The sequence below is a fragment of the Amycolatopsis sp. CA-230715 genome (assembly GCF_018736145.1).
Classification (GTDB): Bacteria; Actinomycetota; Actinomycetes; order Mycobacteriales; family Pseudonocardiaceae; genus Amycolatopsis.
In genome coordinates this window covers 9,548,312-9,569,539 of sequence record NZ_CP059997.1, presented here as the reverse complement: position 1 = coordinate 9,569,539, position 21,228 = coordinate 9,548,312, and the positions used below count along the sequence as shown (strand labels likewise).

22 protein-coding genes are annotated in these 21,228 nt (G+C 68.6%); 7 read left to right on the top strand and 15 right to left on the bottom strand.

The window, feature by feature from the left end; all coding sequences use genetic code 11:
* Nucleotides 1-277: 277 nt before the first annotated feature.
* Nucleotides 278-2,086 (bottom strand): sulfoacetaldehyde acetyltransferase, encoded by a 1,809-nt coding sequence (gene xsc, locus HUW46_RS44230; protein WP_215544604.1) that lies wholly within the window; start codon nt 2,084-2,086, stop codon nt 278-280.
* Nucleotides 2,087-2,231: 145 nt separating this feature from the next.
* Between xsc and HUW46_RS44225 the strand changes: the two genes are divergently transcribed.
* The 3 genes from HUW46_RS44225 to HUW46_RS44215 are packed head-to-tail and all read left to right on the top strand — an operon-like array spanning nt 2,232 to nt 5,724.
* On the top strand, nt 2,232-3,053 hold the full coding sequence (locus HUW46_RS44225; RefSeq protein WP_215544603.1) for an IclR family transcriptional regulator: 822 nt from the start codon (nt 2,232-2,234) through the stop codon (nt 3,051-3,053).
* 11 nt (nt 3,054-3,064) lie between these two features.
* Nucleotides 3,065-4,018, top strand: a complete 954-nt coding sequence (locus HUW46_RS44220; RefSeq protein WP_215544602.1) for an AAA family ATPase — start codon at nt 3,065-3,067, stop codon at nt 4,016-4,018.
* On the top strand, nt 4,015-5,724 hold the full coding sequence (locus tag HUW46_RS44215; protein WP_215544601.1) for a cobaltochelatase CobT-related protein: 1,710 nt from the start codon (nt 4,015-4,017) through the stop codon (nt 5,722-5,724). Before HUW46_RS44220 ends, HUW46_RS44215 begins: the two co-directional genes overlap by 4 nt.
* Here HUW46_RS44215 and HUW46_RS44210 read toward each other — a convergent pair.
* The 10 genes from HUW46_RS44210 to HUW46_RS44165 all read right to left on the bottom strand — a co-directional run bounded on the left by HUW46_RS44210 (nt 5,701) and on the right by HUW46_RS44165 (nt 13,573).
* Nucleotides 5,701-6,234 (bottom strand): RBBP9/YdeN family alpha/beta hydrolase, encoded by a 534-nt coding sequence (locus HUW46_RS44210; protein WP_215544600.1) that lies wholly within the window; start codon nt 6,232-6,234, stop codon nt 5,701-5,703. The genes HUW46_RS44215 and HUW46_RS44210 overlap by 24 nt on opposite strands.
* A 5-nt stretch (nt 6,235-6,239) precedes the next feature.
* Nucleotides 6,240-7,502 carry a cation:proton antiporter gene (locus HUW46_RS44205; protein ID WP_215544599.1) on the bottom strand — a complete coding sequence of 421 codons (1,263 nt, stop codon included), beginning with the start codon at nt 7,500-7,502 and terminating at the stop codon, nt 6,240-6,242.
* A gap of 67 nt (nt 7,503-7,569) precedes the next feature.
* Nucleotides 7,570-9,012 (bottom strand): sodium:solute symporter family protein, encoded by a 1,443-nt coding sequence (locus HUW46_RS44200; protein ID WP_215544598.1) that lies wholly within the window; start codon nt 9,010-9,012, stop codon nt 7,570-7,572.
* On the bottom strand, nt 9,012-9,224 hold the full coding sequence (locus HUW46_RS44195) for a DUF3311 domain-containing protein (RefSeq protein WP_215544597.1): 213 nt from the start codon (nt 9,222-9,224) through the stop codon (nt 9,012-9,014). The genes HUW46_RS44200 and HUW46_RS44195 overlap by 1 nt, the downstream gene beginning before the upstream one ends.
* Nucleotides 9,221-10,813 (bottom strand): amidohydrolase, encoded by a 1,593-nt coding sequence (locus tag HUW46_RS44190; RefSeq protein ID WP_215550476.1) that lies wholly within the window; start codon nt 10,811-10,813, stop codon nt 9,221-9,223. Before HUW46_RS44190 ends, HUW46_RS44195 begins: the two co-directional genes overlap by 4 nt.
* 169 nt (nt 10,814-10,982) lie before the next feature.
* On the bottom strand, nt 10,983-11,393 hold the full coding sequence (locus HUW46_RS44185; RefSeq protein ID WP_215544596.1) for an Imm10 family immunity protein: 411 nt from the start codon (nt 11,391-11,393) through the stop codon (nt 10,983-10,985).
* 13 nt (nt 11,394-11,406) lie between these two features.
* A complete protein-coding gene (locus tag HUW46_RS44180) occupies nt 11,407-11,781 on the bottom strand; it encodes an Imm1 family immunity protein (RefSeq protein ID WP_215544595.1) in 375 nt (124 codons plus the stop codon).
* Nucleotides 11,778-12,524, bottom strand: a complete 747-nt coding sequence (locus HUW46_RS44175) for a DddA-like double-stranded DNA deaminase toxin (RefSeq protein ID WP_215544594.1) — start codon at nt 12,522-12,524, stop codon at nt 11,778-11,780. The genes HUW46_RS44180 and HUW46_RS44175 overlap by 4 nt, the downstream gene beginning before the upstream one ends.
* 60 nt (nt 12,525-12,584) lie before the next feature.
* Nucleotides 12,585-12,953: a hypothetical protein gene (locus HUW46_RS44170; RefSeq protein WP_215544593.1), complete on the bottom strand. Its 369-nt coding sequence runs from the start codon at nt 12,951-12,953 to the stop codon at nt 12,585-12,587.
* Between the two features lie 377 nt (nt 12,954-13,330).
* Nucleotides 13,331-13,573 (bottom strand): hypothetical protein, encoded by a 243-nt coding sequence (locus HUW46_RS44165; RefSeq protein ID WP_215544592.1) that lies wholly within the window; start codon nt 13,571-13,573, stop codon nt 13,331-13,333.
* Between the two features lie 151 nt (nt 13,574-13,724).
* Here HUW46_RS44165 and HUW46_RS44160 point away from each other — a divergent pair, with 151 nt between their 5' ends.
* Together HUW46_RS44160 and HUW46_RS44155 are read left to right on the top strand one after the other, a co-directional pair.
* Complete coding sequence (locus HUW46_RS44160) at nt 13,725-14,585, top strand: helix-turn-helix domain-containing protein (RefSeq protein WP_215544591.1); 861 nt, start codon at nt 13,725-13,727, stop codon at nt 14,583-14,585.
* Nucleotides 14,582-14,764 (top strand): DUF397 domain-containing protein, encoded by a 183-nt coding sequence (locus HUW46_RS44155; protein WP_254125559.1) that lies wholly within the window; start codon nt 14,582-14,584, stop codon nt 14,762-14,764. Before HUW46_RS44160 ends, HUW46_RS44155 begins: the two co-directional genes overlap by 4 nt.
* Nucleotides 14,765-15,111: 347 nt before the next feature.
* Here the strand turns inward: HUW46_RS44155 and HUW46_RS44150 are convergent, their stop codons facing one another.
* From HUW46_RS44150 to HUW46_RS44140, 3 genes are read right to left on the bottom strand one after another with little or no spacing between them, the layout of a single operon-like run.
* Nucleotides 15,112-16,149, bottom strand: a complete 1,038-nt coding sequence (locus HUW46_RS44150) for a sensor histidine kinase (protein ID WP_215544590.1) — start codon at nt 16,147-16,149, stop codon at nt 15,112-15,114.
* On the bottom strand, nt 16,142-17,653 hold the full coding sequence (gene kaiC, locus HUW46_RS44145; RefSeq protein ID WP_215544589.1) for a circadian clock protein KaiC: 1,512 nt from the start codon (nt 17,651-17,653) through the stop codon (nt 16,142-16,144). The genes HUW46_RS44150 and kaiC overlap by 8 nt, the downstream gene beginning before the upstream one ends.
* Nucleotides 17,650-17,955, bottom strand: coding sequence for a circadian clock KaiB family protein (locus tag HUW46_RS44140; RefSeq protein WP_215544588.1), 306 nt, complete (start codon nt 17,953-17,955; stop codon nt 17,650-17,652). Before HUW46_RS44140 ends, kaiC begins: the two co-directional genes overlap by 4 nt.
* A gap of 168 nt (nt 17,956-18,123) precedes the next feature.
* On the opposite strand from HUW46_RS44140, the gene HUW46_RS44135 reads away from it, so the two are divergent.
* Together HUW46_RS44135 and HUW46_RS44130 are read left to right on the top strand one after the other, a co-directional pair.
* Entirely contained in the window at nt 18,124-18,753 is a 630-nt protein-coding gene (locus tag HUW46_RS44135) for a response regulator (protein WP_215544587.1), read from the top strand.
* 130 nt (nt 18,754-18,883) lie between these two features.
* Nucleotides 18,884-19,666 (top strand): GAF and ANTAR domain-containing protein, encoded by a 783-nt coding sequence (locus HUW46_RS44130; RefSeq protein ID WP_215544586.1) that lies wholly within the window; start codon nt 18,884-18,886, stop codon nt 19,664-19,666.
* Nucleotides 19,667-19,746: 80 nt separating this feature from the next.
* Here the strand turns inward: HUW46_RS44130 and pdxR are convergent, their stop codons facing one another.
* Entirely contained in the window at nt 19,747-21,210 is a 1,464-nt protein-coding gene (gene pdxR, locus HUW46_RS44125) for a MocR-like pyridoxine biosynthesis transcription factor PdxR (protein WP_215550474.1), read from the bottom strand.
* Nucleotides 21,211-21,228: the final 18 nt, after the last annotated feature.

The window sequence follows — 21,228 nt, the reverse complement described above, 5'->3', positions numbered from 1 at the left end:
CCATCTGTGCCGGAAGATTCCTGCGCGTGCTTGCGGGCCCGCCTCCTGACCCGAAGTGACGTTCGGGGCGCTGGATTCCCCGAATGTCACCTTCCGGGCACGCGGAAGCCCACCACGGCGGGTGGCCCTGCCCTCGCGATGCCCCGAAGGTGGCTTTTGGGGACCTGAGCGCCCCGAAGGCCACCTTCGGGGCATCGGCAGCCGGGCCCGCGTACTCGCGAGGGTGGGAAAAAGCGGGCTAGACGCCCTGAAGGTGGCCTTCGGGGACTTCTTCGGATCAGACGTAGTCGCGGTACTTTTCCAGGAACCGCACCGGCTTCGACAGCGCGTCGCGGCGGAACGGGTCGCCGAGCTCGCGGGTGCACATGATCTCGATGACGGTGGTCTTGCCCTCGTTCATCTGGGCGTCGACGGCCCGCTTCAGCGCAGGGCCGACTTCGTCCAGCTTCTCCACGACGATGCCTTCGGCGCCCATCGCCTGCGCGATACCGGCGAAGCTCTCGCTCTCCAGCTCGCCCGCGACGAAGCGGCGGTTGTAGAAGTCCACCTGGTTCTTCTTTTCCGCGCCCCACTGGCGGTTGTGGAACACCACCGCGGTCACCGGGATGTCGTGGCGGACCGCGGTCATGATCTCGCCCATGCTCATGCCCCACGCGCCGTCGCCCGCGTAGGCCACCGCGGGGCGCTCCGGCGCCGCGGTCTTGGCGCCGATGATGGTCGGCAGCGCGTAACCGCAGTTGCCGAAGCTCATCGGCGCGAAGAACGAACGCGGCTCCTCGAAACGCAGGTAGCTGTTCGCGACCGAGTTGATGTTGCCGATGTCGGTGGACACCATGACGTGCTCCGGCATCGCCTTTTCCAGCTCCCGCAACACTTCCCTCGGGTGCAGCCAGTTGCCTTCCTCGTTCGCCTGCTCTTCGATCATGTCGAGGCTGAACGGGTCGGTCTCGTGCGTCCAGGCGTCCAGCTCGGCTTCCCAAGCGTCCTTTTCGGACTTGATGTCGGCCGCGCGGGCCTCGGTGGTGGCGTCGCAGGCGAGGGTCTTCCCGGCGAGCCGCTCGACGAGCGCGGCGGCGCTCGCCTTGGCGTCACCGCAGATCCCGACGGTGATCTTCTTGACCAGTCCCAGCATCTTGTGGTCCGCGTCGATCTGGATGATCTTCGCGTCCTTCGGCCAGTAGTCCATGCCGTGCTGGGGGAGCGTGCCGAACGGGCCGAGGCGCGAGCCGAGCGCGACCACGACGTCGGCCTTCGCGATGAGCTTCATGGCGGCCTTCGAGCCCTGGTACCCGAGCGGGCCGCACCACTGCGGGTGGCTCGCCGGGAAGGAGTCGTTGTGCAGGTAGCTGTTGACGACCGGCGCGCCGAGCCGTTCGGCGAGCGCCTTGCACTCCTCGACGCCGTCGGCCATCACCACGCCGCCACCCGAGATGATCACCGGGAACTCCGCCTTCGCCAGCAGCGCGGCTGCCTCGTCCAGGCTGCGGTCGCCACCGGCGCCGCGGTCGAGCCGCTGCGGCTGGGGGATTTCGGCGGTGATCTCGCCGTAGAAGTAGTCGCGCGGGATGTTCAGCTGCGTCGGGCCGATCTCCGACATCGCGCGGTCGAACACCCTGCCGGTGAACTCCGCCATCCGCTTCGGGTTGTTGACGTGGCCCTGGTACTTGGTGAACTCGCGGAACATCGGGAGCTGGTCGGCCTCCTGGAAACCGCCGAGGCCCTGGCCCATGGTGCCGGTCTCCGGGGTCACGATCACCACCGGGCTGTGCGCCCAGAAGGCCGCCGCGATCGCGGTGACGCAGTTGCTGATACCGGGGCCGTTCTGCCCGATGACGACGCCGTGGCGGCCGCTGACGCGCGCGTAGCCGTCGGCCATGTGCCCGGCGCCCTGCTCGTGCACGACCGGGATCAGGCGGATGCCCGCCGGGGCGAAGATGTCCATCGCGTCCATGAACGCCGACCCCATGATGCCGAAGATGTCGGTGACGCCGTTGGCGACCATCGTCTCCACGAAGGCTTCCGACGGGGTCATCTTCTGCGGGCCGCTCGCCACGACGCGGCCGGTGTCCGGCGTCTGCTCGCTCATTTTCCACTCCTTCGCTGGGACGGACCGCGAAAAGCGGTACGTGACGATCCGGATATCGAGATCGAGCCGACTGTAGAGCGCTGGGAGGAGCCGAGTCAACGCGTAGATATGAAAAACGAGACGCTGTGTGCTACTTTTCGGAACCATGGAGTTGATTCGCGAGCCGGATCCCGCGGGCGTCAACGGGGACACGCCGACCATGCGGCTGTTTTCGCTGCTCGAGCTGATCGCGGCCAAGGACCAGCTGGTGAGCCTGCAGGGCCTGGTCGAGGAGACCGGCCTGCCGAAACCGACGCTGCACCGGATGCTGCAGCAGCTGGAAGGCGCCGGGCTGCTCATCCGCCAGTCCGACGGCCGCCACTACGGCACCGGGCTGCGGCTGCGGCGGCTGGCCGAAAACCTGTTGCTCAACGCCACCCACCACGGCGCGCGGCACGCGGTGCTGCGGCACCTCGTCGACGAGCTGGGGGAGAGCTGCAACGTGACCACGTTGTCCGGCAACGAGGTCGTGTACCTGGACCGCGTGGAGACGCCCGAGCCGCTGCGCTTCTACCTGCGGCCCGGTTCGCGCGTGCCGATCCACAGCTCGGCCAGCGGCAAGATGATCCTGTCGCAGATGAGCCCCGCCCAGCGCCGCAAGCTGCTGGCGCACGCGCCGCTCAAGCGGTACACGCCGAAGACGGTGACTGAACTCGACGCGCTCGAAGACGAGTTCGGCCGGATCCGCCGCGACGGGTTCGCCCTCGACGACGAGGAGTACCTGCCCGGCCTGGTGTGCGTCGCGGTGCTCGTCCCGAACGCCTCCGGCGGGCGGTCGAACCTGTGCGTGGCGGTGCAGGCGCCGGTCATGCGGCTCACCGCGGACAAGGCGCTCCAGACGCTGCCCGCGCTGCAGCGCGCGGCGGAGATGATCAGCAAGGTCGACGCCGAGGGCGCGCCGGAGACCACCGACAGCATGTCTTCCTGAAGGGACGTTCGATGCGACACCCATTCCGCGTGCGCGATGTGTTCGGCATCGACTCACCGCTCGTCGTCGAAGGGTTCCGCGAGCGCGGTGAGCACGTGCCGGACATCGACGAGGCCTACCGCTTCAACCCCGACGTGACGCTGGCGATCCTGGCCGGGTTCAGCCACGACCGGCGAGTGCTCGTGCAGGGCCTGCACGGCACCGGGAAGTCCACCCACATCGAGCAGGTGGCGGCGCGGCTCAACTGGCCGTGCGTGCGGGTCAACCTCGACGGGCACCTCAGCAGGCTGGACCTCGTCGGCAAGGACGCCGTGGTGCTGCGCGAAGGCAAGCAGGTCACGGAATTCCAGGAAGGCGTTCTGCCGTGGGCGCTGCAACGGCCGGTGGCGCTGATCCTGGACGAGTACGACGCGGGCCGCCCCGACGTCATGTTCGTCATCCAGCGGCTGCTCGAACGCGACGGCAAGTTCACGCTGCTGGACCAGAACCGGGTGCTGACACCGCATCCGGGGTTCCGGCTCTTCGCCACCGCCAACACGGTCGGCCTCGGCAACCTCAACGGGCTCTACCACGGCGCGCAGCGCCTCAACCACGCGCAGATCGATCGGTGGTCGATCGTGGCGTCGCTGAACTACCTGCCCGCCGCCGAGGAAATCGCCATCGTGCTGAGCAGGGTCCCCGGCCTCGCTGACGAGGCGGGCCGCGCGCTGGTGGCGTCCATGGTCGCCGTCGCCGACCTGACCAGGAAGGGGTTCCGGGCGGGTGACCTGTCCACGCTGATGTCTCCGCGCACGGTGATCGGCTGGGCGGAGAACGTGGAGATCTTCCGCGATCCCGCGCTGGCCTTCCGGCTCACCTTCGTCAACAAGTGCGACGAGGCGGAGCGCGAGACCGTCGCCGAGTACTTCCAGCGCTGCTTCGGCAGCGAGCTGGACGAGTCGTACCGGCTCGCGGCGACGGCATGACCGCGGCAGCGCGCCAGGCGGAAACCCGGCGGCGCCACCACGTCGAAGAGCTGTGCGCCGCCGCGATCCGGGCGCTCGGGAACGAACCGGCGCTGCACTTCCGCGGGGCGCGCCCGTACCGCGGTCGTCGGCCGGTGCCCGTGCGCGCGCCGCAGCTCTACCCGCCCGAGACCGCGGACTTCGGCTCGTTCCGCGGCGCTGCCGACGGGATGGCGTTGCGGCTGACCGGATCCGACGCCGCGCTCCACGCCCGGCTCAGTCCTAACGGGACGGTGGAGCGCCTCGTTTTCGAGCTGCTGGAACAGTTCCGCGTCGAGGCGGCTGCACCGGAGGAGATGCCGGGAGTCGCGGCGAACCTGCGGCACCGCTTCGAGGAGTGGACGCGGGAATTCGTCGTGTCCGGGCTCGCCGACACCGCGCGGGGGCTGCTGATCTGCACGGTCGCGCAGATCTGCCGGGCGAGGGTGACCGCCCAGCCGGTCGTCGAGGAAGCCGACGACCTGATCGAGGCGACCCGCGCCGCGATCGCGCCGGTGCTCGGGCACGATCTCGCCGGGCTTCGACGGCACCGCGGCGATCAGGCCGCGTACGCGGTGCACGCGCTGGCGATCGCGCACGCGGTGGGCGCCATGCTGACCGCGGCCTCCAGCGACGAGGACGAAGACGCGCGCGACGAGGAGCCGAAGTACCGGCCGTATTTCGCGCTGCTGATGGACTTCGACGACGACGGCGACGAACCGCGCAGCGCCGCCGCGCCGGGGCACAGCCCGGTGCTCGCCGAAGCGGCGGGCGGCTACCGGGTCTTCACCACGGTCTACGACACGGAGGTCGCCGCGACGACGGCGGTGCGCCCGGCGCTGCTGGCCGACTACCGCGAGCGCCTCGACCGGCGCGTGGCCAGGCAGGGGGTGAACCTCGCCAGGCTCGCCCGAGAACTCCGCGCGGTGCTGGCCGAACCCGTTCGCGACGGCTGGGACGGTGGCAAGGAGGAGGGCTATGTGGACGGTCGCGCGCTCGCGCGGCTGATCACGTCGCCAGGGGAACGGCGGCTGTTCCGCACCGAGCGGACCGAACCGGTCGCCGACGCGCTGGTGACCTTCCTGATCGACTGCTCCGGTTCGATGCGGGAGCACGGCGAGTCGATCGCGATGCTGACGGACATCTTCGCGCGCGCACTGGAAATGGCGGGCGCGCACTGCGAAGTCCTGGGTTTCACCACCGGCGCCTGGCACGGCGGCCGCGCGAAGCGGGACTGGCTGCGGGCCGGGCGGCCCGCCCACCCCGGCCGGTTGAACGAGCGGCGGCACCTGGTGTTCAAGGACGCGGCCACGCCGTGGCGACGGGCGAAGCGGGGCATCGCCGCACTGCTCAAACCGGACCTGTTCCGGGAAGGCATCGACGGCGAAGCCGTGAGCTGGGCGTGCCGCCGCGCTGTCGACGGCGACTACGCGAGGCGTCTGCTTTTCGTGGTGTCGGACGGAAGTCCCATGGACAGCGCCACGGATCTGGTGAACGACCGGGACTACCTCGGCAACCACCTCAAGGAGGTCGTGCTCGGCCAAGAACAGGGCGGCGCGGTCGAGGTTCACGGTGTCGGCGTGGATCTCGACCTGAGCCAGTACTACCGCCGCTCCCGCGTGCTCGACACCGCGGAAGGCACGGGTTACGCGCTCTTCCGCGAACTACTCGCCCTGATCCGCCAGTGAGTCCAGCAGCGCGCGTCCTTGCGGCCACGGGCCGAAACCGTCGCCGACGGTCAGGTGTCCGACCTCGCCGACGTCGGTGAACCGGGCGCCCCACGACTCCGCGAACGACCGCGCGCGCTCCGGTGTCATCCACCGGTCGTTCCGGCTCGCGGCGAGGATGGTGGGGAACGGGAACCGGGTGCGGGGGATCGGTGCGAACTTGCGGATTTGGGGCTCCCGCACGGTTTCCACGTCCGCCGGGGTGACCAGCAGTGCGGCGCGGACCGGTGACGGGGCGCCCTCGGCGACCCAGTGCGCCAGCGTGACGCAGCCGAGGCTGTGCGCGACCAGCACCGCTGGTTCGGGACATTTCCCCAGTACCTCGCCCAGCCTGCGCACCCAGGCGCCGCGCTCGGCCTCCACCCATTCGTCCTGCGCCACGCGGGACGAACCGGGCAGCTCGCGGGCCCACAGTTCCTGCCAGTCGCCAGGATCGGGACCCAGCCAGCCGTCGACGAACACCACGCTCATGATCGTCATTGTCGCTGACGGTCTGCGGCGAGAAAGCGGATGGTCGGGTCCGAACCCGCGCCGTGCAGCACCACGCTGCCCAGCACGCAGAGCACAGTGGTCACCAGAACGGTGTAGGCGGGGATGCCGTCAGGGAGGCCGTTGAAGGCGATCAGGCCGAACACGATCGTCGTGGTTCCGCGCGGGCCGAGCAGGCTGACCAGCAGCCTGTCCCGGCCGGGGAGCGAGGAACCGGTCAGCGTCGCGAGGACCGGGACGATCCGGACGACCGTGAGCGCCGCGACGCAGAACACGATGGCCTGCCAGCTCACTCCGTCGGCGACCACGACCACGGCGACGAGCCCGACCACGAACCACATGGTCATGGTCATCAGCGCGGTGACGTCCTCGATCAGCCCGAAGTCCCGGGTGAGCGCGGTCAGTGCGTGACCGCGCTGCGCGGTGGGCGTGCGGTGGATGCTACGGGCGATCAGCAGGCGGTGCACGTAGCGGAAGGCGATTCCGCACACGAACGACGTCACGAAGCCGTTTCCGCCGATCTGGACGGCACCGGCGTAGGCGACCAAGGGGGTCAGCAGGACCGCGATCCGGCGCGACTGCGCGGTCATCCAGCCCGCCCGCTCCGACCGGTGCATCAACCACGCGACGAACCCGCCGAGCACGAGCCCAACGGCGATGGCCAGCGCCGCCTGGCGGACGGCAGTGCCGAGCGCGTCCATCGGCGTGCTGACCGTGGAGTCGGCACCGGCCAGCAGCAACGCGAACAAGAACACCGGCGATACGATGCCGTCGTTGTAGCCGCTTTCGATGTTCAGCACGCTTCGGACCCGCGCCGACAACCGCCGGTCACGGACGACGTGCTCGCTCGGCGCGAAGTCGATCGGCACCACGATGCACGCGATGACCAGCAGCATCGCCCAGGACAGCTCCGGGAACAGCACCGCGCCGAGCAGCATCGCCGCCGCGAGGCTCACCGGAAGGGCGAACAGGAGCACCCTGGCGACCAGTTTCGGCGAGTTTCCCCACAACCGCCCGCCCCGGATTTCGGTGGCGTCGACGAACAGCAGGAACGCCAGGATGATCTCGGCGACGTGCTGGGCGACCTCCGTGTTCAGCGCGGCCGCCACCGAATCCCGGACGCCGAGGCCGACCAGGATCCCGGTGAGCACCATGATCGCCGGGGCGCCGAGGTACCAGCGCTGCAGCCGAAGCGCCGCGAGCGAGCGGGCCAGAGCCGCCGCCACGGCGGCGAGGACAAGGGGGATCACTCGTCGAGATTTCGTTCGGTCCGGCGCACCGGGTCCACTTTAGACGAGCGACCGGTGAAAGCCCGGCTCAGACCGGTGCGGTCGCGTGTCCCGCAGCCGGTTGCTCTTCGTCCGCGGTGCCGCGAGCCACCGGTAGGCGTTCGGTACCGGGGGCGAGGGCGCTCCAGCCGAACACCACGAGGAGGTTCAGCCCGAGCGAGACCAGGCCGGGGTTGATTCCGCCGAAGGTGGCGCCGGTCGCGTACAGCACGATCGCCGTCACCACGCCCGCCACCATCCCGGCGGCCACGGCCGAGGTGCGCACCCGTTTCGCGAACAGGATCGCCAGCCAGCCGGGCACCACCTGCGCGAGCAGGTTGTAGGTCAGGTTCAGCACGGTGAGCATGAGCGTCGACGCGACGAGCGTGAGCACGGCCCCGAGCACCAGGAACCCGGCCACCGCCACCACCGTCCACCGGCGCTGCACCCCGGGTGACACGTTCGGCGCGATGTTGCGGCTGATCATCCCGCCGATCGACAGCGCGGTCGCGGCGAGCACGAGCACCCCGGACAGCGCGGCGCCCGCGGCCACCAGGCCGAGCAGCCATTCGGGCAGCAAACCCTTGGCGGTCACCATGAACACGGTGTTCGGATTGGACAGTCCGGGATGCGCGCTGACCCCGTAGTAGGCGGCGAGCACCAGGAACGGGTAGATCAGCATGTACATCGGCATCCAGACCGTGGACGTCTTCACCGCCCGCTCGGACCGGGCCGGGAACACATACGCGCCACCGAAACCGAGGTAGAACACGACGCTCTGGAACGCGATCGTGGTCATCGCGAACAGCAGATCGTTGCCGCCCATCGTGGTCTGCGCGGCGCTGAGCACCTCCGGGCCGCTGACCTTCGCGGTGCCACCAGCCGCGAGCACCGCGGCCACGCCGACCAGCACGACCCCGAGGAGCATGAAGAAGTCCTTGAGGATCGAGACGAACGCGGGCGAGCGCACCCCCGACACGGCGATGTAGACGAACGCGATGATCCCGGCGAGCACGACGCACTGCACCGGGCTCAGGCTCAGCCCGAGGTTGCTCAGCACCACCTGCAACCCGATGAACTGGTACTGGCCCCACGGGACGAGCGCGATCAGCATCGTCACGCAGGTGATGAGTTCGAGCGGGCGGCTGCGGTAGTGCCTGCCGAACACGTCGGGCACGGTCATCGCCTGGTGCCGTTTCGCGGCGCGCCAGACCAGCGGGGCGAGGAAGTAGCCCAGCGAGTAGGCGAGCAGGATGTAGCCGATGAACCAGATCCCGTAGCTCGCGCCGTGCGCGTAGATCCCGCTCGGGAAGCCGATCATGGTGCCGATGCTGTAGACCTCGCCGACCGCGAGGAAGTAGATGAGCCAGGCGGGGAAGGATCGCCCGCCGACGAGGAACTCGGAGATCCCGCCACCGCGCGAGCCGCGGCCCGCCCACACCGCGAGCCCGATCGACGCCGCCATCACGACGGCCACCATCGCGATGAGCATCAGCTCTCCTCGGGGTAGTGGGCGCGGTCGAAGAAGCGCCAGCTGACCCACAGGCACAGGGTGGTCAGCGGGCAACAGCAGAACACCCAGAAGAACACGAGCGGGATGCCGAAGACCGACGCGGTGCTGCCGGAGACGAGCGGGATGCCGATCAGCAGCGCGGCGGCCGGGATGCCGAGTCCGATGAGGACACTCGGCCAGCTCCTGATCATCGGGCACTCCTGACGGTCGCGCGGTCCCAGGCGATTTCGCCGCCGCTCACGGTCACCTCGACCGACAGGTCGCGAATCCGGTCGGGGTCACCGGAAGCGGGGTCCTCGGAGAGTACGACGAGATCGGCGAGCTTGCCGATCTCCAGGCTGCCCTTGAGGTTCTCTTCACCGGCGAGGTAGGCCGCGTCGATGGTGTAGCCGCGCAGCGCGGCGTCGACGCTGACCGCCTGCTCCGGCCCGAGCACCTCGCCGTCGCGCGTGCGCCGCCGCACCGCGCACCAGATGCCCTCCAGTGGCGGCACCGGGGTCACCGGGGTGTCCGAGTGCAGTCCGAAGTGGATTCCGCGGGACCGCGCCGACGCCAGCGGGCTGATCCGGCGCGCCCGGTCGTTGCCGAGGAACACGTCGCGGTGCCGGTCGCCCCAGTAGTACACGTGCTTGATGAAGAAGGACGCGAGCACGTCGTGCGCGGCCATCCGGTCGAGCTGGTCTTCGCGCGCCGTCTGGCAGTGCTCGATCCGGTGGCGGCGCCCGGTCCCCGCCGGGGAACCGAGCTTCGCGTAGCCGTCGATGATCGCCTCGATCGCGGCGTCACCGTTGCCGTGCACCGCGACCTGCCAGCCCGCGGCGTCCAGCGACGCGATGCGGCTGCCGAGTTCGGCGGGGTCGAGCAGCATCATCCCGTGTTCGTCGGGTGCGCACGCGTAGCCCTCGGCGAGGCAACCGGTGCGGCCCTGGATCGACCCGTCGGCGATGATCTTCACCCCGGCCATCGTGAACCGCTCGCTCGCCTTGGCCAGGTCCGGTGGCTCGGGACGGCCGTCGGCCAGCCCCGGCACGAGGCGGTCGATGAGGTAGCCGCGCGTTCTGGTCCGCAGCTTCCCGGCGCGCAGAAGTGCTTGGTAAGCCTCGAGTTCGGTCGCTCCGCCGATCAGTCCGACGCCGGTGTCGTGCACCGAGGTGACGCCGTTCGCCAGGTACTCCTGGTCGGCGAGCAGCAGCGCTTCGGTCAGCTCGTCCACGCCCTGACCCGGCAGGCGCGAGGTGACGAGGAAGGCCGCGGTCTCGACGAGCAGGCCGGTCGGTTCGCCGTGCTCGTCCCGCGCGATGTGCCCGCCCGGCGGGTCCGGGGTGGCCGCGGTGATCCCGACCGTCCGCAGCGCGACCGAGTTCGCCACGCAAAAGTGCCCGGAGACGTGCGTGAGCACCACCGGGCTGTGCCGGGAAACCGGGTCGAGATCGGCCAGGGTGGGATGCCGGTTGTCCGCGAGGAGGGTGTCGTCGTAGCGGTAGCCGCGGATCCACTCGCCGGGACCCCGATCGGCCACCGCCTGCGCGACGCGGTCCACGATGTCGGAAATGGTGTCGTTCGGCGGGCTCCCCGCGTCGACCGGCGCCGCGAGCGTCAGACCGAAGAACGCGGGATGGTTGTGCGATTCGACGAACCCGGGCAGCGCCGTGCGGCCGTCGAGATCGAGCACGGTGGTGTCGGCGCCGATCAGCGCTGCGACGTCCCGATCGGACCCCACCGCGACGATCCGCCCGTCGCGCGCGGCCAGCCCACCGGCGACGGTGCCCGCGGCGTCCATCGTGCGGACGGTGCCGCCGAGCGCGACGAAATCCGCCGCTCGGTCCTGCTCGGCCGGTCGGGGAAAGCGCTCCACCAGAACCTCCTCGTTCGGGTGTGACGACACTGCGGCACCACAGGCCCGGTGGAAAGGTCCAGAATTCGACGCGCGGGTGGTACCAGTTGGAGGTTCAGAGCTGAAGGAGCGTGGGGCGTGCCGACGGGCGGCCGAAGTCCATGATGGGCCGCAAACCCTCGCGGAGCGCTGCGACGTCGCTTTCGCTGACCGCGAGGCGTGCCTCGATCTCGGTGTCGTCCAACCCGAGCGGCTCCCGGGCCTCTTCGGCGACGACGACGCGGAGGAAACTGTCCGCCAAGGCGAGTTCGGTGACGCACGCGTAGGCGGTGCCGCCGTCCGGGGTGATCAGGCAGTGGGAATCCATCCCGAGCGCGATGTCCTGCTCGTCCGGCTCGGTGAGACCGCTTTGGAAGAGCAGGAAGAACCCGCTGCCGTCGCGGTTTTCGGCGATACCGGCGGTCCGGCACGCGAGATCCGGGTCTTCGGACGCGGTGACTGCTTCGGCCACGAACCTGATCGTCACGGGAGTTGCTCCGTCACGCTCCCGCGTCCCGCCATGGCACGGCCTCCGGTAGCCGTTGTGTCCGGACGAACTCGCGGAGGGCATCGATGATCCGGCTGACGGAGAGCCCGCTCCCGGCGGGGAATCCGGTCTCCGATGGCGCGGCGGGCGAGTCCGGATCGCCATCAGTGATGAGGTACCCGGCTTCGCCGGAGTAGAGCAGGTAACCCCATCGGTCGTGGATGTGCACGTCGAGCACGACCTCATCGGTCTGAATGCTGCCCGTGTCGGCCCAGGGCTGTGTCAGCAGTTCGACCAAGCGCGTCACGTCCTCGTCGGTGGTGACGGAGACGGTCTCGCCGCCTTGCAGGCCGTCGCGGAACGTGGGCACAGCTGCCACGAGCGTCATTCGGATTCCTGTTCCTTTCCGGTATAGGTGACTACCGTGCCGTCCGCCTGCACCACACGCAACCGCGATCCCGGAGGCAGGAACTGCGACAGGTACCTGTCGCAGGTGTACGGCTGTGCCTGGTCGAAGGGCCGCGTTCCGCACACCTGCCGGTCGATCACCACCGTCGCCTCACACAACCGCTGTTCCCGCATGGCTACCGCCACCTTGACCTCGACATGTCTGGCTAGCCGGATTACGGCGGGCGGAAGCTTACTTGTCCGCGCGAACTCCACCACCGCGTCATGGTGCTGGTCGCCCGCGCCGCTGGTGATCCGAACCGACCAGCCATCCGAGCGCACCCACTCGCCGCGTGCCTCGCCACCGGCCGTCGTCGCACGTCCGACGCGCTGCCGAGCCTGCTCTACCCGCGTATCCGGTTTGGACTCCGTCGGCGGTGATTGCGCGACCGGTGCCGGACGATCCGGGGCGGCTCGACTGGCGCCAAGGGTGTTGAGGTAGGTGCGGAGCGTCTGCTCGGCCTGGTGCAAGGTCTCGGCCGATTGCGCGAGCGCTGCGTTTTCCGCGTCTCCTTGTGCAGGCAGCTGCGCGATTTCGGGATCGACAGTCCCGTGCGTCGCTGCCGCCCATGCTTTTGTGGCTTCATTGACCAGTTCACACGCCTGCCCGAGTTTCGCTCGTGCCGAGGCGATCAGCGCCAGTACACGCGTTACGCGCCCGGCCAATTCCTCGACCGACACCATGCACCGCACTTTAATGACGGAAACGGACAGCCCGGGGTTTCCGGACCGATGCGGAGGCGATCAGCCCAGGTTGCGGATGCCCCACATGCGGACGATCTCGGCCATCGGGGTCAACTCGTCCGGGATTTCGCCGGATTCGCCCGGCGGGGCGGGGATGTAGAACTCGCCGGTGGGCTGTCCGTGCTCGTCGGGTGCTTCCCGCCAGATGCAGTTCTCGCCGTCGGTCAGGACCAGCAGGTGGTCGTCACAACCGGAACACGCGGTCTCGCGGCGCCATTCGTTCTCGTCGAGGCGGAACAGGTCGTACGGTACGAACCGCTTTCCGCAGTCCACTTGGACTTCCCGCTCCTCGCCCCGGTAGTGCCGCAGCCGGTGCACTGCCGGATCGGCGCCGTCGGCGTGGCGTACGTAGGTCACGTAGAAGGACACAGCGGGCCTCCGCTGGAGTCGAGCTGGATAGGTGGACCGGTCCCGCCGGAGGAGGTTCTTGGTTTTTCCGGGCGGCGGCGCATTTTTCGCAGCTGCGCTCGGCGGTCCGGATGCTCGGGCCGAGCGCGGCGCCGCACGCGGTCCGCAGCGTCACGCCGTCACGGTTCCGGAACTCGCGGAGGATCCGATGCCGCTTGCCGTCGTCGCAGTTCGCCCAGCTCACAGCAGATCCGCCAGCTCGTTGGGAGTGAGGGGCTCGACATGCTCGTAGCCGTACGCTTCGTCGAGCACGACCCGTGTGCGCTTGGCGGTCGGCGCTTCGCGTCTCCGTAGTACGCAGGTGGCGAGCCGGTGAGCGAGACGCAGGCAGAGTGCGATCACGGCGCGGCCCCGTCTTCGCCGGTGAGCCGATCCCGCTCCGCGAGGGTCGCCTTGATGTGCTTGATGTGCTCGTTCGCGGCCTGGTCGGCGATGAGCACGACCTGACCGTCCTCGCCGATCCGCATCGCAGTCCGGATGCCCCGATCCGTTTCGATGAGCCCGACGACGAGCTGCGTCGTTCTCCAGCTCGGCAGTTCACGCACCTGCGTGATGAGCGTGGTCCGCCATGCGTTCTCCATGCGGAGCCCTCTCGCTAGGATTAATGCGCGACAGCGATTGCTGACACGCTGACTGAGCTGACAGTGCTAGTGTCAGCGTGGTCAGCGGGTGGTGCAAGGACCTGATCGGGTGATGTCTGCGCCCTGCCGGATCTGCACTACGATGTGCTGCATGGCTGTCAGCGCGCGTACAGCGCAAACAACCGCCCTTGGCGATGCGCTGAAAGCGGCACGCGACGAACGCGCGATCACGCAACGGAAATTGGCGGAACTACTGGGCAAGAAGCCGTCGGCGTCCGGACTGATCGCACGGTGGGAAACTGGGGAACGGACTCCGAAACCCGAAGACGTTGCCGAGATCATCGAAGCCCTGGGCATCGAAGGCGAAGCTGCGAACAACCTGATGGTCCTCGCGAACGGTGCGGGCCGGTCGCAATGGCTCGCGGTGACGGTGCCCGAACGGCGTCAGCAACTTGCTGCGTTGCTGTCCGCCGAGCGGACCGCGACCGCGGTCACGCAGGTTTCGCCGCTGCTGATTCCGGGTGTTCTCCAGACCTACGACGTGATCCGCGCGATCATGGTCGACGGTGGCGTGCCCGAGGACGAGATCGATCAGCGGGTGACCGAACGAATCGGTCGACGCCATCTCATTACCCGCAAGAACCCCGCGCAGTTGAACGTTCTCCTCGGCGAATCGGCGATCCAGCAAATCATCGGCAGCCCTGAGATCATGGCTGACCAGATGCGTTACCTTCTCGAGTCGATGAGTCACTCCAATGTGGACGTTCGACTCGTCGCGAACTCGGCTGGTTGGACGCCGTTGCTCACCGGATCATTTCTGCTCATCGACTCCGACGAAGTGCCATCGATCGCGGTCCTGGAAACACATGGCAGCGGGCTCATTATGCAAGCGCCCCGAGAGATCGCAACGCACCGGCAAGCCGCCGACGATGTTCGAGAGAAGGCGATGACTCCCGAAGCCACAGCGGAGGCCATCGCGAACCGGCTCAGTGAACTGGAGAAAGAAGAATGACGATGCTCCGCGACACCGGAACGTGGTTCAAGTCGAGCCGGAGCAAGGACTTGCAGGATTGTGTAGAAGTCCGGCTCGCGCCGACCATCGGTGTGCGCGATACGAAGGACCGCGACAGCGGGCACCTCGACGTCGCCCCGGTGGCGTGGGGCGCCTTCGTCACACGCCTCGGCGGCTGATTCGGCATGCCCCGAAGGTGGCGTTCGGGGCATCGAGCGCCCCGAAGGTCACTTTCGGGGCATGCGTGTCGCGGTGGCCTCGTGTGCGAGGGGTGGATTTGTGTCGTCTAGTGCCCTGATGGCCGCCTTCGGGGCATCGGCAGCCCCGCCCGCACGCCTGTGAGGGCCGGGAAAGTGGCGCTGGAGTCCCCGAAGGTGGCCCTTTGGGAACCGAGCGTGCTCCCCGCCTGACCTCGCGGAACCACCGCAGCTCGCATCCGGCATGCCCCGAAGGTGGCTTTCGGGGCATGTAGCGCCCCGAAGGCCACCTTCGGAGCGTTGCGGGATCGACACCGACGCCACGGCGATCACGGTTCACCCGGCGCCGGGTGGGTGGGGCCGCTTTGCCGCAGGCGTAGGCAAAAGCGGGCTTCTCGACGGCTGTCGGGTTCGTACCAGGCGTCGCCGCCGTTGGCTCGCGCGAGGGTGCGGACGATCCACAGACCCAACCCCGTTCCCTCGATCCGTTGCTCGCAGTTCGGCCCTCGGCTGAACCGCTGGAACAGGTTGGGCACGAAGGAGTCGGGTACTCCGGTGCCGTGGTCGACGACCCGGACCTCGACCCAGTCGGCTCGCGCCCTGGCGTGGATTTCGACGGGCGGATGCCCGTAGGCGAACGCGTTTTCCAAGTAGTTCCCGAGCATTTCGGAGAACTCGGCGCGGTCGACGGCCGCCACGAGGCCGTCGGGGCAGGACACGTGCACTCGTCTCGAGTTCTGGTCGATGTCGGCGAGCTGCTCGAGGACGACTTCGAGGACGGGCACCCGTTCGGCGACCGGGCGGGTGCCGGAGGCGTCGATCCTCGAGGCGATCAGGATCTTGCGCACCAGCGCCTGCAGGGAGGTCGTGCGCTCGATGATGCGATTGGTGATCTCGGTTCTTCGTTGCCGGGGCAGGGTGGTTTCGTTGTCGCGCAACACGTGTGCCAGCACGCTGATCGCGGCGAGCGGGCTGTGCAGTTCGTGGGCCGCTACCGCGAGGACGATGTTCTGCCGCTCCAGCGCCGCTTCCAGCGCGTGTTCGGCGTCCCGGTGACGGGTCACATCGCGCAGCGCGGCGACGTGCAGCCGCTCGTCGCGCAGTGTCGTGGCGGTGACCCGCATCTCGACCACTCTGCGCTTGCCGTCCGGCAGGATCAGGTCGATCTCGGAGGCGCCGACGGCGATCGGGAACCCGAACGGGGAGCCGACCAGGTCGGCAGCTGAACGGGCGAACAGCTCCTCGGCCGCCCGGTTGCAGAGCCGGATGATCCCTGTCCCGTCGACGGCAAGGATCCCGTCGGCCGACGCCGCGACGACCTGCCTGCTGACGTCGTCCTCGTACCCGGCTCCGATGGGCTCATTCATCTTGCTGAGGGCCATCCGGCGGCGGCCCGCTCCCGGAGATCGTGGGGGTGTCGGACAGTATGCCGACGATGCTGGAAAGGCGCGTGCCGATGTGGAGGCCATCAGCGTCCACGGTCACCTGCCGGATGCTGGGGTCGTGGGTGGAGCCCCTGGTCTGCAGGACGGCGATGGCGCGCTGGATCTCACCCGCGGTCTCGACGTAGCGGAGATTGATGGTGACGTCGGTGAGGCTGGCGATTTCGGCCGCGATCGCGGGCGTGAGCTGAGGGGTGAACCGTCCGGATGGCGCCGAGGTGAGCAGCGTGGTCACCTGGTGGTGCCGCACCACGACGCCCAGCGAGATCACGAAGTCCAGCAACGCCCGGGGTGAGACGACGCGCTCCAGCGCGGAAAGCGTGTCGATGACCAACCGGGACGGGCGGAAGTCCTCGATGGCCCGCCTGATCCTCAGGAAGTGGTCTTCCAGCGACGCGACCTCGGGGTAGTCGCAGATGACGCGGAGCTGGCCCGAGGCCTCCATGGCGTCGAGGTCGTGCCCCCAGCCGGATGCGTTGCGCCCCAGCTGGGCCCGGCTCTCGTCGAGGGCGTAGATCAGGCAGCGCTCGCCTGCCGCGATCCCGGCGGCGGTGAACCCCAGTGTGGTCAGCGTTTTCCCCGAGCCACTCGGGCCGGTAAGCAGGACGATGGCGTCCTTGAACACGCCACCGCCGCACATGTTGTCCAGCCCCGCGTTGCCGGAGGACACCCGCTCGTGGGAAGCCGGTGCCAGCGGGGTGAGGAACGCCAGCGGCATGACGACGATCCCGTCGTGCGGATCGATCGTGAACAGCCATTCGCCGGTGCGGTGCGCGGTGCCGCGGAACTTGACCACCTCCAGGGTCCGCCGTCGCCGCTCGTTCGCCAGGATGTTGCGCAGGATGATCACGTTGTCCAGCACGAACTCCTCGACGTTGTGCCGGGACACACCGTCGTATTCACTGGTGCGCTCCGCGGTGAGGATCGAGGTGACCTCGATCCGAGCCAGCGTGGCGGCGATCCGGTGGAGTTCCAGGCGAACCTGCGAAGGATCGGGGAATCGGCTGAAGATCGAACCGAGCGAGTCCAGCGACACGCGTTTGGCCCCGCTCTCACGGATCGCGTGCTCGATCCGTGCGGCCAGCCCACCGAAGTCGTAGGCACCGACAATCGGCGCCTCCTCGTTGGCATCGGCGGCCGCGTCGACGAACGTCCACTTCCCGTCGCGTTCCCACTGTTCGATCGGGAAGCCGAGCGAAGCCGCGTTGCGACGGACGTCCTCCGGCTTCTCTTCGAAGTTGACGAACACACCCGATTCGTCGAAACGCTGGATCCCCCTGGCGAGGAACTCGATGGAGAACAAGGTCTTTCCGGTACCGGTGGTACCGGCGACCAGCGTCGACCGGCCGGTGGGCAGCCCGCCCAGTGCGACGTGATCGAAACCGTTGATACCGGTGGGAATCCGCTTGATCACACCTTCGTCGGTCATGTCGCATCCCCTTGCGGACTAGACGCGGCCACCTCTGGCAGGCCGAGGGCCAACGCCGTGCGACGACGATCGGCCAGATCGCCGATCACCCGTTGCCGTGGTGGCGGAGCCACCCTGATGACCGTCGGCGTGGCCAGTATTCGTTCTTCCTCGGCAAGGCCCGGCTCTTCGGTGACATCGATTACCTCGACGTGGTAACGGCCGGGAAACAGCGCCTCGCACAATGCGCGCAGGTTCATCTGCGCGGCGTGAGACCGTTCCGTGTGCCCAGCCACGTAGAGCCGGAACGAGTAGGTGCTCACGAGAACCCGCTCCGTTCGGTCACTCCCGCGTGCAGCAACGCGTTCACACGATTCATCTCGTGTACCACCGCCCGTCGTCTCGACGCGAGGTGTTGTTGGTTCCCACAGTAGCGGGACCGACTCGCGTGCGGGAGTATTTGGGGCAGGGGAACGGGAAAGGTGAAAAACGTGGCCAGGGTGCTGGTGGTGGAGGACCAGCGAACGCTCGCCGACGCACTGGAAATCGCGATCGACACGCAACCGGACCTGAACTGCGTCGGTGCCGCCGCCACCGTCGAGGACGCGCTCGCTCTGGTAGCCCGCCACAGCCCCGATACCGTGTTGATGGACGTTCGATTGCCTGGTGTGAACGGCATCGAGGGAACTCGTCGGATCAAAGCGACCTACCCCGACATCAGGGTGCTTATTCTCACCGCGAATGCCGAGCCCAGTCTGCTCACCGAGGCCGTCGCCGCCGGCGCCACCGGGTTCTTGGCCAAGGACAGCGCGTTGCCCGACATCCTGGCCGCGATCCGGACCCCGATCGAAGGAAAGATCCTGGTCGAGGAGACCTCGCTCGCGGCGCTCGCACCCGTCCCCGAGTCGGACCGGACCGGGCTCACCCGCCGGGAACGCGAGGTGCTCGGTCTGATGGGGGAAGGGCTGACCACCAACGCGATCGCGCGACGACTAGTCGTGAGCGCGCACACCGCCCGCGGCCACGTCAAGAACGTCTTGCGCAAGCTCGGCGCGCACAGCCAGCTCGAGGCGGTCGTCATCGCCACCCGGATCGGGCTTTTGCCGCCCACCGCTACGTGATCGGGCTGGCGACGGCTTCCCTCTACCTGGGGGGGGGTGTGATCAGACCAGCTGGGGGGCGTTTTGCCGGGGTGTTCTCCGTAGTGTTGGTGCGCGTCCGACATGTGCCGGTAATCGCGGGAGGCATGGGATGGATTCACTGGACCGGCCTGCACGCGAGGCATTCGTTCTCCTCTCCGGGCGACTGGTCGCCGACTTCGACCCCAAGGACTACCTGGACACCCTCGCGCAGCTCAGCGTCAAACTGCTCGATGTGTCGGCCAGCGGGGTCCTGCTGGCCGATCGCCGGGGGACGTTGTGCCCAGCGGCCGCTTCCTCCGGATGGCCCCGTGCCGTCGAACGGCCCGAGCCGCTGGCCGGTGACGGTCCCGGAGTGGAGGCCTACCGCAACGGAACCGCCGTGTGGTCGTCCGACCTGGCAACGGAAGATCGCTGGCCGACCTTCACCACCGCGGTGCGGACGGTCGGGTTCAGCGCCGTGCACGCACTCCCGATTCGGGTGCGCGAGGAAGCCGTGGGTGCGATGAGCTTGCTGTCCGAGCAGCCGGGCAAGCTCGATGCCGAGGCGGCCGAACTCGCCCAGGCGCTGGCCGATCAAGCGGCCATCGTCGTGCTCAACGAATGGGTCAACCGGAGTGCCGCGGTCATCGTCCAGCTCCAGCACGCGCTCGACAGCAGAATCATCATCGAACAGGCCAAAGGTGTCCTGGCGGAGCGGCTGCGCGTGACCGCTGGTGACGCCTTTTCCGTTCTTCGCGGTTACGCCCGACGGCACAGGACCAAGCTTTCCCTGGTCGCAGGCGCGGTGGTGCGGGGCGAACTGCGCATCGCGTCGCGGTACAGCGATCGCACCGACCCGCGCCCGGCGGATGCTCTTGCGGCGACGGCCCGCTCGCGTGACGCAACGCCCTGAAGGCCCACCAGGACGGTACTGAGGGCCGAACCCCGGCCCTCACACGGCATTCCCGGAGCGGATCGGGGGCGAAGCCGCAATCAAGGTGCGAGCAGTTCGTCGCAGACTTCGCCGAGTAGCCGCACACCGGGTTCGATCGAACGGTGCGGTACCGCCGCGAAGCCGATCCGGAAGTGGTTGAGCGGGGCGTCGGGGCCCTGGAAGAAGATATCGCCCGGTTCGATGAGGATGCCTTCGGCCTCGGCGCGCCGCACCAGTTCGCGGCAGTCCAGTTCGGGCGGGCCGGTCATCCAGAGGCTCACCCCGCCCGGAGGGTACGGGCCGTGCGGCCAGTGCAGGTGTTCCTGCACCGCACCACAAGTGGTCTCCCATTTCCGCATCAGCTTGCCGCGGTAGCGTCGCAACGCCCGGTGGTATTCGCCGCTGGCGATGAGCAGGGCCAGCGCGCGTTGGAGGTGTCCTGGCGGGTGCCGGAGCACGTATCGGCGCACCTCCCGCAGTTCGCGCACGAGTTCGCGCGGGCCGACCAGGTAGCCGAGGCGCAGGCCGGGGGAGAGGAACTTGGAGAACGTGCCGAGGTAGACGGCGTCGCCGGTACCGTCGAGCGCCTTGAGCGCCGGGGTGGGGCTGCCCTGGTAGCGGAACTCGCTGTCGTAGTCGTCCTCCACCAGCACCGTGCCCGCGGCGGCGGCCAGCGCGAGGAGTTGCCGCCGCCTGCCGATGCTCAGGGTGACGTTGCTCGGGTGGTGGTGGCTGGGTGTCAGGTACAGCAGGTCGACGCCGCTGAGCGACTCCGGTGGTTTGAGACCGCCGTGGTCGACGTCGATGCCCAGCACACCGGCGCCGGTGCGCAGGAAGATGTGCCTGGCGTCGAGGTAGCCCGGGTTTTCCATGGCCACCTGCTGGTCCGGCCCGAGCAGCACCCTGCCGAGCAGGTCGAGCCCCTGCTGCGAGCCGACCGTCACCAGCACTTCGGACGGGTCGGCTTCGATCCCGCGCGAGGTGAGCAGGTGCCGGCAGATCATCTCGACCAGCATCGGGTCGTCCGAGCCGAGGCTGTCCTGCAGGCTGTGGAACACGTGCGGCTGGTACAGCGCGTCGCGGAGGCACCGCGTCCACGACCGGGCGGGGAAGGCGCTGACGTCGGTCTGCCCGGCGAGGAACGGGTACGGGTAGGTGTGCCAGTCGGCGCGCTTTTCGATGTGCGGGACGTCGGCGTCGGGGTAGCGGCGCATCCGCGCGGACCAGTCGATGCGGGAGCGGGTGTCGTGCTCCTGGACCGCGCAGTGCGGCCGCATCTCCGAGTTGACGAACAGGCCGCTGCGCTCCTTGCTCTCCACGTACCCCTCCGCCACCAGTTCCTGGTAGGCGAGGTTGATCGTGTTGCGGGAGACCCCCAGTTCAGCGGCCAGTTCGCGGGAGCTGGGCAGGCGCTGGTGCACGTCGAAGGTGCCGACCGCGATGCCGTGTTCGATGGCGCGCCGCACCTGCCGGTAGAGCGGCTCCCGCGACGACCGGTCGATCTCGATCAGCGTTCTGGGCAACGGGTTCTCCTTGCTGCC

Bases quoted from the DNA above. Each gene is read 5' to 3' on its own strand.
- xsc (WP_215544604.1), bottom strand. From the start codon at position 2,086: ATGAGCGAGCAGACGCCGGACACCGGCCGCGTCGTGGCGAGCGGCCCG.
- HUW46_RS44225 (WP_215544603.1), top strand. From the start codon at position 2,232: ATGGAGTTGATTCGCGAGCCGGATCCCGCGGGCGTCAACGGGGACACG.
- HUW46_RS44220 (WP_215544602.1), top strand. From the start codon at position 3,065: ATGCGACACCCATTCCGCGTGCGCGATGTGTTCGGCATCGACTCACCG.
- HUW46_RS44215 (WP_215544601.1), top strand. From the start codon at position 4,015: ATGACCGCGGCAGCGCGCCAGGCGGAAACCCGGCGGCGCCACCACGTC.
- HUW46_RS44210 (WP_215544600.1), bottom strand. From the start codon at position 6,234: ATGAGCGTGGTGTTCGTCGACGGCTGGCTGGGTCCCGATCCTGGCGAC.
- HUW46_RS44200 (WP_215544598.1), bottom strand. From the start codon at position 9,012: ATGCTCATCGCGATGGTGGCCGTCGTGATGGCGGCGTCGATCGGGCTC.
- HUW46_RS44195 (WP_215544597.1), bottom strand. From the start codon at position 9,224: ATGATCAGGAGCTGGCCGAGTGTCCTCATCGGACTCGGCATCCCGGCC.
- HUW46_RS44190 (WP_215550476.1), bottom strand. From the start codon at position 10,813: ATGGACGCCGCGGGCACCGTCGCCGGTGGGCTGGCCGCGCGCGACGGG.
- HUW46_RS44180 (WP_215544595.1), bottom strand. From the start codon at position 11,781: ATGACGCTCGTGGCAGCTGTGCCCACGTTCCGCGACGGCCTGCAAGGC.
- HUW46_RS44175 (WP_215544594.1), bottom strand. From the start codon at position 12,524: ATGGTGTCGGTCGAGGAATTGGCCGGGCGCGTAACGCGTGTACTGGCG.
- HUW46_RS44165 (WP_215544592.1), bottom strand. From the start codon at position 13,573: ATGGAGAACGCATGGCGGACCACGCTCATCACGCAGGTGCGTGAACTG.
- HUW46_RS44160 (WP_215544591.1), top strand. From the start codon at position 13,725: ATGGCTGTCAGCGCGCGTACAGCGCAAACAACCGCCCTTGGCGATGCG.
- HUW46_RS44155 (WP_254125559.1), top strand. From the start codon at position 14,582: ATGACGATGCTCCGCGACACCGGAACGTGGTTCAAGTCGAGCCGGAGC.
- HUW46_RS44150 (WP_215544590.1), bottom strand. From the start codon at position 16,149: ATGAATGAGCCCATCGGAGCCGGGTACGAGGACGACGTCAGCAGGCAG.
- kaiC (WP_215544589.1), bottom strand. From the start codon at position 17,653: ATGACCGACGAAGGTGTGATCAAGCGGATTCCCACCGGTATCAACGGT.
- HUW46_RS44130 (WP_215544586.1), top strand. From the start codon at position 18,884: ATGGATTCACTGGACCGGCCTGCACGCGAGGCATTCGTTCTCCTCTCC.